General features: G+C 65.1%; 11 protein-coding genes. 4 read left to right on the forward strand and 7 right to left on the reverse strand.

Annotation, left to right across the window (positions count from 1 at the left end):
• On the reverse strand, positions 1–651 hold a 651-nt coding region (locus HMPREF2924_RS13180), incomplete at its 3' end, for an amino acid permease (protein WP_141765535.1).
• Between the two features lie 101 nt (positions 652–752).
• Positions 753–2,219 carry a glyceraldehyde-3-phosphate dehydrogenase gene (locus tag HMPREF2924_RS13185; protein WP_009313820.1) on the reverse strand — a complete coding sequence of 489 codons (1,467 nt, stop codon included), beginning with the start codon at positions 2,217–2,219 and terminating at the stop codon, positions 753–755.
• A gap of 139 nt (positions 2,220–2,358) precedes the next feature.
• On the opposite strand from HMPREF2924_RS13185, the gene mfd reads away from it, so the two are divergent.
• A complete protein-coding gene (gene mfd / locus HMPREF2924_RS13190) occupies positions 2,359–5,805 on the forward strand; it encodes a transcription-repair coupling factor (RefSeq protein WP_003109481.1) in 3,447 nt (1,148 codons plus the stop codon).
• Positions 5,806–5,815: 10 nt separating this feature from the next.
• The gene (locus HMPREF2924_RS13195) at positions 5,816–6,445 is read left to right on the forward strand and encodes a CsiV family protein (protein WP_003091190.1); all 630 of its coding nucleotides are present in this window, start codon (positions 5,816–5,818) and stop codon (positions 6,443–6,445) included.
• 45 nt (positions 6,446–6,490) lie between these two features.
• Here HMPREF2924_RS13195 and HMPREF2924_RS13200 read toward each other — a convergent pair whose 3' ends face one another.
• The 3 genes from HMPREF2924_RS13200 to psrA form a co-directional block, all read right to left on the reverse strand.
• Entirely contained in the window at positions 6,491–7,228 is a 738-nt protein-coding gene (locus HMPREF2924_RS13200) for an S-methyl-5'-thioinosine phosphorylase (RefSeq protein ID WP_003091193.1), read from the reverse strand.
• Positions 7,229–7,239: 11 nt separating this feature from the next.
• Positions 7,240–8,238 carry a beta-N-acetylhexosaminidase gene (nagZ, locus tag HMPREF2924_RS13205; RefSeq protein WP_003118092.1) on the reverse strand — a complete coding sequence of 333 codons (999 nt, stop codon included), beginning with the start codon at positions 8,236–8,238 and terminating at the stop codon, positions 7,240–7,242.
• Between the two features lie 201 nt (positions 8,239–8,439).
• Complete coding sequence (gene psrA, locus HMPREF2924_RS13210; RefSeq protein WP_003091195.1) at positions 8,440–9,141, reverse strand: transcriptional regulator PsrA; 702 nt, start codon at positions 9,139–9,141, stop codon at positions 8,440–8,442.
• 231 nt (positions 9,142–9,372) lie between these two features.
• Here psrA and lexA point away from each other — a divergent pair, with 231 nt between their 5' ends.
• Both lexA and sulA read left to right on the forward strand, forming a co-directional pair.
• Positions 9,373–9,987, forward strand: coding sequence for a transcriptional repressor LexA (lexA, locus tag HMPREF2924_RS13215; protein ID WP_003091196.1), 615 nt, complete (start codon positions 9,373–9,375; stop codon positions 9,985–9,987).
• An 11-nt stretch (positions 9,988–9,998) separates the two neighbouring features.
• On the forward strand, positions 9,999–10,484 hold the full coding sequence (gene sulA / locus HMPREF2924_RS13220) for an SOS-induced cell division inhibitor SulA (protein WP_003091197.1): 486 nt from the start codon (positions 9,999–10,001) through the stop codon (positions 10,482–10,484).
• Positions 10,485–10,505: 21 nt separating this feature from the next.
• Here sulA and HMPREF2924_RS13225 read toward each other — a convergent pair whose 3' ends face one another.
• The gene (locus HMPREF2924_RS13225) at positions 10,506–10,739 is read right to left on the reverse strand and encodes a hypothetical protein (protein ID WP_003109483.1); all 234 of its coding nucleotides are present in this window, start codon (positions 10,737–10,739) and stop codon (positions 10,506–10,508) included.
• A gap of 205 nt (positions 10,740–10,944) precedes the next feature.
• On the reverse strand, positions 10,945–11,463 hold the full coding sequence (locus HMPREF2924_RS13230; RefSeq protein ID WP_003091199.1) for a DUF6586 family protein: 519 nt from the start codon (positions 11,461–11,463) through the stop codon (positions 10,945–10,947).
• Between the last annotated feature and the right edge of the window lie 78 nt (positions 11,464–11,541).

Consider the following 11,541-nt stretch of genomic DNA (forward strand, 5'->3'; position numbering starts at 1 on the left):
CAGGCCACCGAAGGAGAACATGATGATCGCCAGGGTCATCACCAGGCCGCTGAGGCCGTTGGGGAAGAAGCCGCCGCGGTCCCACAGGTTGCTCACCGAGGCTTGCGGCCCGCCACCGCCGCCGACCAGCAGGTAGATACCGAGCAGGATCATGCCGATGATCGCCGCTACCTTGATGATCGCGAACCAGAACTCGGTCTCGCCGAAGGCTTTCACGTTGGCCAGGTTGATCGCGTTGATCAGCACGAAAAACGCCGCCGCCGTGGCCCAGGTCGGCACGTCAGGCCACCAGTACTGGATGTACTTGCCCACCGCGGTCAGCTCCGACATGCCCACCAGGATGTACAGCACCCAGTAGTTCCAGCCGGAGAGGAAACCGGCGAAGCCGCCCCAGTACTTGTGTGCGAAGTGGCTGAAGGAGCCGGCCACCGGCTCCTCGACGATCATCTCGCCGAGCTGGCGCATGATCAGGAAGGCGATGAAGCCGCCAATGGCGTAACCGAGGATCATCGACGGGCCGGCCGTCTTGATGACGCCCGCCGAGCCGAGGAACAGCCCGGTGCCGATCGCCCCGCCCAGCGCGATCAACTGGATGTGGCGATTCTTCAGGCCACGCTTCAGCTCGCCCTGGTGCAGATGTTGACCATCCATTGAAAAACCCTAAATCGAAGTGAGTAGTTTCTTGTTCTGGTTATCCACAGAAATGAAAAACGGGAGCCCGAGAGCTCCCGTTTTCCTCTACGCCTCGCGCATCAACGCGGGAAGGCCGGCGGGTTGACCCCAGCCATGTCTTCCATCACGCGCACTACCTGGCAGCTGTAGCCGAACTCGTTGTCGTACCACACGTACAGGACGACACGGTTGTCGTTGCAGATGGTCGCCTCGGCGTCCACCACGCCGGCATGGCGCGAACCGACGAAGTCGGTGGAAACCACTTCCTGGGAGCTGACGAAGTCGATCTGCTTCTGCAGGTCCGAGTGCATGGCCATCTGGCGCAGGTACTCGTTGATCTCTTCGCGGGTGGTGGCCTTTTCCAGGTTCAGGTTGAGGATCGCCATGGACACGTTCGGCGTCGGCACGCGGATCGCATTGCCGGTCAGCTTGCCTTTCAGCACCGGCAGGGCCTTGGCCGCGGCGGTGGCGGCACCGGTCTCGGTGATCACCATGTTCAGCGGCGCGCTGCGGCCACGACGACTGCCCTTGTGGAAGTTGTCGATCAGGTTCTGGTCGTTGGTGTACGAGTGAACGGTCTCGACGTGACCGTTGACGATGCCGTACTGGTCGTTGACGGCCTTCAGCACCGGCACGATGGCGTTGGTGGTGCAGGAGGCGGCCGAGATGATCTTGTCGTCGGCGCCGATGTCGGTGTGGTTGATACCGTGCACGATGTTCTTCAGCGCACCCTTGCCCGGCGCGGTAAGGACCACGCGATCGATCCCCGGGCACTTCAGGTGCTGGCCGAGGCCTTCGGCGTCGCGCCACTTGCCGGTGTTGTCGACCAGCAGGGCGTTCTTGATGCCGTACTGGGTGTAGTCGATCGACGCCGGGTCGTTGGAGTAGATCACCTGGATCAGGTTGCCGTTGGCGGTCAGCGTGTTGTTTTCTTCGTCGATGGTGATGGTGCCGTCGAACGGACCATGCACCGAGTCCCGACGCAGCAGGCTGGCCCGCTTGACCAGGTCGTTCTCGGCGCCCTTGCGCACGACGATCGCGCGCAGGCGCAGGCCGTCGCCGCCGCCGGTCTTCTCGATCAGGATACGCGCCAGCAGGCGACCGATGCGGCCGAAGCCGTAGAGCACGACGTCGGTGCCTTCGCGGGCATCGCCGTTCTGCTTGCCGGCCACTTCGGCCAGCTCGGCCTTGACGAAGTCCTCGATGCTGCGGCCGTTACCTTCTGCCTTGAACTTGGCGACCATCTTGCCCAGATCGACGGAAGCGGCGCCCAGCTTGAGCTCGCTCATCGCCTTGAGGATCGGGAACGTCTCGTGAACCGACAGCTCGGCGTCATCAGCCATGCGATGACGGGCGAAACGATGCGCCTTCATGATCGCGATCACCGAGCGGTTGATCAGACCACGGCCATGGATCGAGGTCACCACATTGTTATTGCGGTAGAGCTGGCCAATCAGCGGGATCATGGCTTCCGCGATGGCTTCACGATCGATCCATTCACCGAGACACTGGTCGGGCTTCTGAGTCACGGGCAATACCTTCCACATGTAGGGGATGAAAAAAGGGGCTACATTATGACCGCGCCGGCCAGGCTCGGCAATCTGCAGCAGTCGGAAGACTGACATCCAGCAGTCGGGAAAGTTACAATCCGGCAGGTCAAATTCCCGACCGGAGCCCAGCTTGCCCGTGTCCGTACTGCGTCTTCCCAGCCTGCCGGCCAGCGCCGGCAAGCAACACTGGGGCAACCTCCCCGGTGCCGCGCTGAGCCTGGCTGTCGCCGAGGCCGCCAGTTCCGCCAAGCGCTTCACCTTGCTGCTGACCGCCGACAGCCAGAATGCCGAACGCCTGGAACAGGAACTGCGGTTCTTCGCCCCCGACCTGCCGGTATTGCATTTCCCCGATTGGGAAACCCTGCCCTACGACGTCTTTTCGCCGCACCAGGACATCATTTCCCAGCGCATCGCCGCCCTCTACCAGTTGCCGCAGCTCAAGCACGGCGTGCTGGTGGTGCCGATCTCCACCGCCTTGCACCGCCTGGCGCCGACCCGCTTCCTGCTCGGCAGCAGCCTGGTCCTCGACGTCGGCCAGAAACTCGACGTCGAGCGGATGCGCCTGCGCCTGGAAGGCGCCGGCTACCGCTGCGTCGACACGGTCTACGAGCACGGAGAGTTCGCCGTCCGCGGCGCACTGATCGACCTGTTCCCGATGGGCAGCGAGTTGCCCTTCCGTATCGACCTGTTCGACGACGAGATCGAGACCCTGCGCACCTTCGACCCGGAGACCCAGCGCTCCATCGACAAGGTCGAGTCGATCCGCCTGCTGCCGGCACGCGAATTCCCCCTGAACAAGGAAGCGGTCACCGGTTTCCGCGGCCGCTTCCGCGAGCGCTTCGACGTCGACTACCGGCGCTGCCCGATCTACCAGGACCTCGCCAGCGGTTTGACACCCTCGGGAATCGAGTACTACCTGCCGCTGTTCTTCGAGGAAACCGCGACCCTCTTCGACTACCTGCCGCAAGACACCCAGGTGTTCTCCCTGCCCGGCATCGAACAGGCCGCGGAGCAGTTCTGGAATGACGTACGCAGCCGCTACGAGGACCGCCGGGTCGATCCGGAACGGCCATTGCTGCCGCCGGCGGAAGTGTTCCTTCCGGTGGAAGACTGCTTCGCCCGGCTGAAGAACTGGCCACGGGTGGTCGCCAGCCAGGAGGACGTCGAGCCGGGCGTCGGGCGCGAGCGCTTCCCGGCCCTGCCGCTGCCGAACCTGGCGATCGAAGCCAAGGCCGCCGAGCCGCTGGCCGCGCTGCGCCGGTTCATCGAGGAGTTCCCCGGCCGCGTACTGTTCTGCGCCGAATCGCCCGGACGCCGGGAAGTCCTGCTGGAGCTGCTGGCCCGACTGAAGCTGCGCCCCGAGGAAGTCGACGGCTGGCCGGCCTTCCTCGCCAGCCAGGCACGCCTGGCGATCAGCATCGCGCCGCTGGACGAGGGCCTGCTGCTGGACCATCCGGCACTCGCCCTGGTCGCCGAAAGCCCGCTGTTCGGCCAGCGCGTCATGCAGCGCCGGCGCCGGGAAAAGACCCGCGACGGCGGCGACGCGGTGATCAAGAACCTCACCGAGCTGCGCGAAGGCGCGCCGGTGGTGCACATCGACCATGGCGTCGGCCGCTACCTGGGCCTGATCACCCTCGAGGTGGACAACCAGCAGGCGGAATTCCTCATGCTGCAATACGCCGAGGACGCCAAGCTCTACGTGCCGGTCGCCAACCTGCACCTGATCGCCCGCTACACCGGCGCCGACGACGCCCTGGCGCCGCTGCACCGACTCGGCTCGGAAACCTGGCAGAAGGCCAAGCGCAAGGCCGCCGAACAGGTTCGCGACGTCGCCGCCGAACTGCTCGACATCTACGCCCGCCGCGCCGCCCGCGAAGGCTTCGCGTTCAAGGATCCGCAGGCCGACTACGCGAGCTTCTCGGCCGGCTTCCCGTTCGAGGAGACGCCGGACCAGCAAAGCGCCATCGAGGCGGTGGTCGCCGACATGCTCGCGCCCAGGCCCATGGACCGCCTGGTCTGCGGCGACGTCGGCTTCGGCAAGACCGAAGTGGCGATGCGCGCGGCGTTCGTCGCCGTGCATAGCGGCAAGCAGGTGGCGGTGCTGGTGCCCACCACCCTGCTCGCCCAGCAGCACTACAACAGCTTCCGCGACCGCTTCGCCGACTGGCCGGTGAGCGTCGAGGTGATGAGCCGCTTCAAGAGCGCCAAGGAAGTCGAGAACGCCGCGCGGCTACTGGCCGAAGGCAAGATCGACATCCTCATCGGGACCCACAAGCTGCTCCAGGAAGACGTGAAGTTCGCCAACCTGGGGTTGGTCGTGATCGACGAGGAACACCGCTTCGGGGTGCGCCAGAAGGAGCAGCTCAAGGCCCTGCGCAGCGAAGTGGATATCCTCACCCTCACCGCCACGCCGATCCCGCGGACCCTGAACATGGCCGTCTCCGGCATGCGCGACCTGTCCATCATCGCCACGCCGCCGGCGCGCCGCCTGTCGGTGCGCACCTTCGTCATGGAGCAGCAGAACGCGGTGATCAAGGAGGCGCTGCTCCGCGAACTGCTGCGCGGCGGCCAGGTGTACTACCTGCACAACGAAGTGAAGACCATCGAGAAGTGCGCCCGCGACCTCGCCGAACTGGTCCCGGAGGCGCGCATCGGCATCGGCCACGGACAGATGCACGAGCGCGAGCTGGAACAGGTGATGAGCGACTTCTACCACAAGCGCTTCAACGTGCTGGTGGCCTCGACCATCATCGAGACCGGCATCGACGTGCCCAGCGCCAACACCATCCTCATCGAGCGCGCCGACAAGTTCGGCCTGGCCCAGTTGCACCAGTTGCGCGGCCGCGTCGGTCGCAGCCACCACCAGGCCTACGCCTACCTGCTGACACCGCCACGCCGACAGATGACCCCGGACGCCGAGAAGCGCCTGGAAGCCATCGCCAACGCCCAGGACCTGGGCGCCGGCTTCGTCCTCGCCACCCACGACCTGGAGATCCGCGGCGCCGGCGAGTTGCTCGGCGACGGCCAGAGCGGGCAGATCCAGGCGGTCGGCTTCACCCTCTACATGGAAATGCTCGAACGGGCGGTGAAGGCCATCCGCAAGGGCGAGCAGCCGAACCTCGAGCAGCCGCTGGGCGGTGGGCCGGAGGTCAACCTGCGGGTGCCTGCGCTGATCCCCGAGGATTACCTGCCCGACGTGCATGCCCGGCTGATCCTCTACAAGCGCATCGCCAACGCCCCTGACGAGGAAGGTTTGCGCGAGTTGCAGGTGGAGATGATCGACCGCTTCGGGCTCCTGCCCGATCCGGCGAAGAACCTGATGCGCCTGACCCTTCTGAAGCTGCAGGCGGAAAAACTTGGAATCCTCAAGGTCGATGCCGGACCGCAGGGCGGTCGTATAGAATTCGCCGCCGATACCCAGGTCGACCCGCTGGTACTGATCAAGCTGATCCAGGGCCAGCCGAACCGCTACAAGTTCGAAGGCGCAACCCTGTTCCGCTTCCAGGTGCCCATGGAACGACCGGAAGAACGCTTCAATACCCTGGAGGCGCTGTTCGAGCGCCTGACACCGCAAACCACCTAAGGATTAGCCTATGCGCTTGTTCCGTTGCCTTGCCCTGCTGCTCTCACTGGCCGCCCCCGCGGCATTCGCCGGCGGTCCCTACCAGGTGGAACTGGTGGTGTTCCGCCAGGCCGGCGATGCCGTGCCGTCCAGCCAGCCGGCGCCGGACGACTGGGCCACCGGCGCACAGCCGCTGGCCAGCGACGCCCTGCGCGCCACCGCGCTCGACAACCAGCTCGCCAAGCTCAGCCAGGACAACGGCTACACCGTGCTGCTGCACAAGGCCTGGCGCCAGGACATCGGCGAGACCCCGGTGAAGATCGCCCTCAGCGAAGGCCAGGAACAGGATCATCATTTCCCGGTGGAAGGTACGCTGACCCTCAGCCAGGTGCGCTTCGTCGACATGGAGGCCGATTTCTGGGTCAATCGCTTCGGCGACGACGGTTTCCTCGCCGGCAGCCAGCACATCAGGCAGGGCACGCGGCTGAAGAATGGCGAACTGACCTATCTCGACCATCCGAGCCTGGGCATCCTGATCAAGGTGGTGCCGGTCGGCGCCCGTCCCGCCGCCCCCAATCCCATGGAAATGGAAGAACAGCAGGCACCGGCGGACGCGCCTCCCGTCGAAGGCGGTTTCGACGCCGCACCTCCTGCGCAATAGCGAAAAAGGCCGCAATAGCGGCCTTTTTTTCGTTGCGATGGCCGCCTAGCCGGCCAGGACCCGCGCCAACACCTCGCGCACCTTGCCGATGCCATCGTGCAACGCCTGTTCGATTTCGGCCATGGTGATGATCCCCGCCGACTTGCCCGCCGCGGGATTGACCACCAGCGCCAGGCAGGCGTAGGGCAGGTCCAGCTCGCGGGCCAGTGCCGCCTCGGGCATGCCGGTCATGCCGACGATATCGTTGCCGTCCCGCTCCAACCGGGCGATTTCCGCCACCGTTTCCAGGCGCGGCCCTTGGGTGCAGGCGTAGACCCCATGGCTGCTGTGCGCCAGCCCCAACGCACGCAATGCCTCGATCAGGCGCTGGCGCAACGGCTCGTCATAGGGGTGGCTGAAGTCGATATGGGTGACATGCTCGATATCGCCGGCGAAATAGGTGTGCTCGCGTCCCGAGGTGTAGTCGATCAACTGGTGCGGCACGCACAGGTGCCCCGTTCCCATCGCCGCATGGATGCCACCCACCGCGTTCACCGCGATCACCGCCTCGGCACCCGCCTGCTTCAGCGCCCAGAGATTGGCGCGGTAGTTCACCTGGTGCGGCGGGAAGCGGTGCGGATGACCGTGACGCGCCAGGAACAGCACCTCGCGCCCGGCGTAGCGGCCACGCTGGAGCGGCGCGGACGGCGCGCCATACGGCGTTTCGATCGGCAGGGACTCGCTCAGCGTCAGCCCTTCCAGCTGGGTCAGGCCGGTTCCTCCGATAATCGCGTAGACACTCATCGACAGCTCCCTCAATCAATCAGTTGCGCGGCGCGCAACGCGGACAGTGCTTCCAGCCAGCGCGGCTGCTGGCGATAGTCGGTATTCGCGTAGCCCTTGCCGCGCATGCGTTGCAGACGCGACGGCGGGGTCACCTTCAGGCGTTGCAGGGCAGCCAGGGCCAGCTCGGCGGAAGCCCGGTCGTTGCACACCAGGCCCATGTCGCAGCCCGCGGCCAGGGCGGCCTCGATGCGGCTGGCGGCGTCGCCGACCACATGGGCGCCGGCCATCGACAGGTCGTCGCTGAAGATCACCCCGTCGAACTTCAGCTCGCCGCGCAGGATCTCCTGCAACCAGCGCCGGGAAAAGCCGGCGGGCTGCGGGTCGACCTGCGGATAGATGACATGGGCCGGCATCAGCGCGTCGAGCTGTCCGGCCAGGCGGGCGAACGGAACCAGGTCGCTGCGCCGGATTTCCTCGAGGCTGCGCGCGTCTTCGGGAATCGCCACATGGGAGTCGGCCTCGGCCCAGCCGTGACCGGGAAAATGCTTGCCGGTGGCGGCCATCCCGGCGGCATGCATGCCGCGAATGAAAGCACCGGCAAGCAGCGCGGCACGCTCCGGGTCGCCCTCGAAGGCGCGGCTACCGACCACGGCGCTGCGCTGGTGATCGAGATCCAGCACCGGCGCGAAACTCAGGTCGAGGCCTACCGCCTGCACCTCGGTCGCCATCAACCAGCCACAGTGCTCGGCCAGCTCTTCGGCATTGGGGTTGTCGGCGATCGCGCGCATCGCCGGCAGGCGCACGAAGCCCTGGCGCAGGCGCTGCACGCGCCCTCCTTCCTGGTCGACGGCCAGCAACAGGTCGGGACGGATGGCGCGAATGGCCGCACACAGTTCGCGAACCTGGGCAGGATGCTCGATGTTGCGAGCGAAGATGATCAGCCCGCCCACCTCGGGGTGGCGCAGGATTTGGCGGTCCTCGGCGGTCAGCCAGGTGCCGCCGATGTCGAGCATCAGAGAGCCTTGCATGAAGAGTCCTATGGCCTGGAAATCAGCGAAGCCCGCCGTCACGGGCCTCAGACAGCGCACACTGTACTGCACCCGGCAGAAAGACTTAAGCCCCGGGGCAGTACCGCGCGCCTGCCAATGGAGCCGGCCCGGCGCATGGAGTTCCGCCCGGAGCACAGAGAAAGGAGAAAGGAAAACGGCGCCCTCGGGCGCCGTCTGCGATCAGGCCTTGGCGGGCGTCTTGTTCCGCGGGCGCAGTTGCGCCCCGGCCAGCAGCGGATCGTCGATGCCGCTCTCGGCGCGCATGCCGGCGGCGAAGAACGGCACCATCAGGTGCATCACCTGCTCGGTGGAAGTGTTCACGCCGAAATCGGTTTCCGCCATCGCCCGCAGGGCCTTGATCCCCGACATGCTGAAGGCGGCCGCGCCGAGCATGAAGTGCACGCGCCAGAACAGCTCGATGGGCGGCAGCTTCGGCGCCGCCTCGTTGACCAGCAGCATGTAGCGCCGGAAGACCTTGCCGTAGACCTCTTCCAGGTACTTGCGCAGGTGCCCCTGGCTCTGGCTGAAGGCCAGGCCGAGCAAGCGCATGAAGATCGACAGGTCGTTGCCGCTGCGCGGCTTCACCGCCATCGCCTGGGACACCAGCAGGTGCAGGAGGTCCTCCAGGGTGGCGTGCTGGGCCTCGGGCTTGGCCTGGCGACGATCCAGCTCCTTTTCCAGGCTGGCGCAGAATGGCCCGAGGAAGCGCGAGAACACCGCCTGGATCAGCGCCTTCTTCGAACCGAAGTGATAATTCACCGCCGCCAGGTTGACCCCGGCCTTGCTGGTGATCAGACGCAACGAGGTTTCGGCGAAGCCTTTTTCCGCGAACAGCTGTTCCGCCGCATCGAGAATGCGTTCGACGGTTTCCGACTGGGCCATGGTTTCTCCGCCTGACAAACACTTGTTTGAAACATACGTTTCAGCCACATCCCTTGTCAAGCGGCAGATGACGCACCAGTCAGGAAAATTACAGAGAAGTCCCGAAAAACGGAAGCAAGACACTGGCCAACTTCATCGTGACGCAGGACGAAATGTCATGCGGAAAATCATTGCCACGCCTCGCTCACTGTATATAATCCCAGTCACTGGATAAAAACACAGAGCGACGACATGCAGAAGCTGACGCCCCGCCAAGCCGAGATCCTCTCCTTCATCAAGCGCTGCCTGGAAGACCACGGCTTTCCGCCGACCCGGGCGGAAATCGCCCAGGAACTCGGCTTCAAGTCGCCGAACGCCGCCGAGGAGCACCTCAAGGCGCTGGCACGCAAGGGCGCCATCGAAATGACTCCGGGCGCCTCTCGCGGCATCCGCATTCCCGGCTTCGAACCGCATGCCGCCAACGACGATGAGGGCCTGCCGGTGATCGGACGGGTCGCCGCCGGCGCACCGATCCTCGCCGAACAGAACATCGAGGAATCCTGCCGGATCAATCCCGCCTTCTTCAATCCTCGCGCCGACTACCTGTTGCGCGTGCGCGGCATGAGCATGAAGGACATCGGCATTCTCGACGGCGACCTGCTGGCCGTCCACGTCACCCGCGAAGCGCGCAACGGCCAGGTGGTGGTCGCGCGGATCGGCGAGGAGGTCACGGTGAAACGCTTCAAGCGCGAAGGCAGCAAGGTCTGGCTGCTGGCGGAAAACCCTGAGTTCGCTCCGATCGAAGTCGATCTGAAGGAGCAGGAACTGATCATCGAAGGCTTGAGCGTCGGCGTGATCCGACGCTGACAGGAGATACCATGCAGACCTCCCACTCGCTGCCCAGCGCCCAGTTGCCACTGTTCCAGGAAGCGTTCTGGGCCAGCAACGGCGCTCCCTTGCTCGACGATGTCATCGACAGCCCTTCCAGCGCCTCCATCGAGGAACCCGCTGCCTTTAGCGAACTTTCGCTCAGCGGCCTGCCAGGGCACTGCCTGACCCTGCTCGCACCGATTCTCCGCGAGCTCAGCGAGGAACAGGATGCCCGCTGGCTGACCCTGATCGCTCCGCCGGCGAGCCTGACCCATGAATGGCTGCGCCGTGCCGGCCTGAACCGCGAGCGCATCCTGCTACTGCAGGCGAAGGACAACGCCGCTGCCCTGGCGCTCAGTTGCGAGGCCTTGCGCCTGGGCCGCAGCCACACCGTGGTCAGTTGGCTGGAACCGCTGAGCCGGGCGGCGCGCAAGCAACTGTCCCGCGCCGCCCAACTGGGCCAAGCACAGAGCCTGAATATTCGTCTGGGTTGAAAAAACGGCGGGGGACAGCGTTCAGTGCAGGACGCGGGGGCCTTCGTCGTGTTCCATCTCGCCCTCGGCAAGACGACCGGCCATTTGCACGCCGACATTGAACATGGCCTTGGCCACTTCGACATGCTGGCCTTGCAGGAAATTCTTCGCGTCCCCGGAGAACTCCAGGGTCACCAACGCCTCCTCGTCATCGGCGCGACGCAGCACGATGCGCCCGTCGGGCATTTCTACGATTTCAAGGAAGGATGTTGGCATGACAGACGCTCTCTACGAAGACGCGACATTGTAACAGCCCATCCAGTGCATCCCTAGCCCGCATCCGCCTTCCGGTTCCGCTCTCGCGCCTGTAACGGCGGTTCCAGAGCGCCCGGACGGCATCCGCTAAATTTTTTTGCTGGCAAATCAACCGAGTGGAACGGTAGGAAAATTTCCTACCGCTGATCGGCGAATGACGACGGCGTTACAGCTCCGTCAGGCTCTCGCGAAAACGCAGGACCAATTGCTTCAGCGACTGCCGCCATTCCTCGAGGGTTTCGCGAGAAAGCAAGGGGGCGTCTTCGTCGATACTCACGGCAACGATCAACGGTGTGCTGGGGTCGATCTTCGCTGCCTTGGTCGGTCGCGGCGGCAGGAACAGCTCGGAGTAGGCGCCCAGCAACTGGCCCAGCCAGGTTTCCGGCTGCGACGCCAACTCCACCAGCTCAGCCAGCTCGGGGCTGGGCGCGGCCGCCAGCACTTCGGCATTCAGCAATGCATCCACGCGAGGAGCGGCAGCCTGCGGCAGACGGTAGTAACCGGCGATCTCATGGCATACACCGAGCACTGCGCCATAAAGGTGGAACAGCGCCGATTCGCGCTCCCCCTGGATGATCGCCTGGGCATTCATCGCCCGCTCGGCATCGGCTCGCTTCCAGGCCTCCAGAGCCAACCCGGCGAAATACAGCTTCTGGTTGGTGCGGGTATAAAGCTCTTGGGCCATGCCGGTACTCCCGGTTAAAACTGGAAGGAATGCGGAGCGCAGGCCAGGTCAGCGCCCGGCCTTCGCGCAGTATAAGCG

The sequence above is a fragment of the Pseudomonas sp. HMSC063H08 genome (genome assembly GCF_001813645.1).
Lineage (GTDB): Bacteria > Pseudomonadota > Gammaproteobacteria > Pseudomonadales > Pseudomonadaceae > Pseudomonas > Pseudomonas aeruginosa.

Excerpts from the sequence above, each read along its gene's own strand:
- HMPREF2924_RS13185 (WP_009313820.1), bottom strand. The coding sequence starts at position 2,219 with ATGTGGAAGGTATTGCCCGTGACTCAGAAGCCCGACCAGTGTCTCGGT.
- HMPREF2924_RS13195 (WP_003091190.1), top strand. The coding sequence starts at position 5,816 with ATGCGCTTGTTCCGTTGCCTTGCCCTGCTGCTCTCACTGGCCGCCCCC.
- HMPREF2924_RS13200 (WP_003091193.1), bottom strand. The coding sequence starts at position 7,228 with ATGAGTGTCTACGCGATTATCGGAGGAACCGGCCTGACCCAGCTGGAA.
- nagZ (WP_003118092.1), bottom strand. The coding sequence starts at position 8,238 with ATGCAAGGCTCTCTGATGCTCGACATCGGCGGCACCTGGCTGACCGCC.
- psrA (WP_003091195.1), bottom strand. The coding sequence starts at position 9,141 with ATGGCCCAGTCGGAAACCGTCGAACGCATTCTCGATGCGGCGGAACAG.
- lexA (WP_003091196.1), top strand. The coding sequence starts at position 9,373 with ATGCAGAAGCTGACGCCCCGCCAAGCCGAGATCCTCTCCTTCATCAAG.
- sulA (WP_003091197.1), top strand. The coding sequence starts at position 9,999 with ATGCAGACCTCCCACTCGCTGCCCAGCGCCCAGTTGCCACTGTTCCAG.
- HMPREF2924_RS13225 (WP_003109483.1), bottom strand. The coding sequence starts at position 10,739 with ATGCCAACATCCTTCCTTGAAATCGTAGAAATGCCCGACGGGCGCATC.
- HMPREF2924_RS13230 (WP_003091199.1), bottom strand. The coding sequence starts at position 11,463 with ATGGCCCAAGAGCTTTATACCCGCACCAACCAGAAGCTGTATTTCGCC.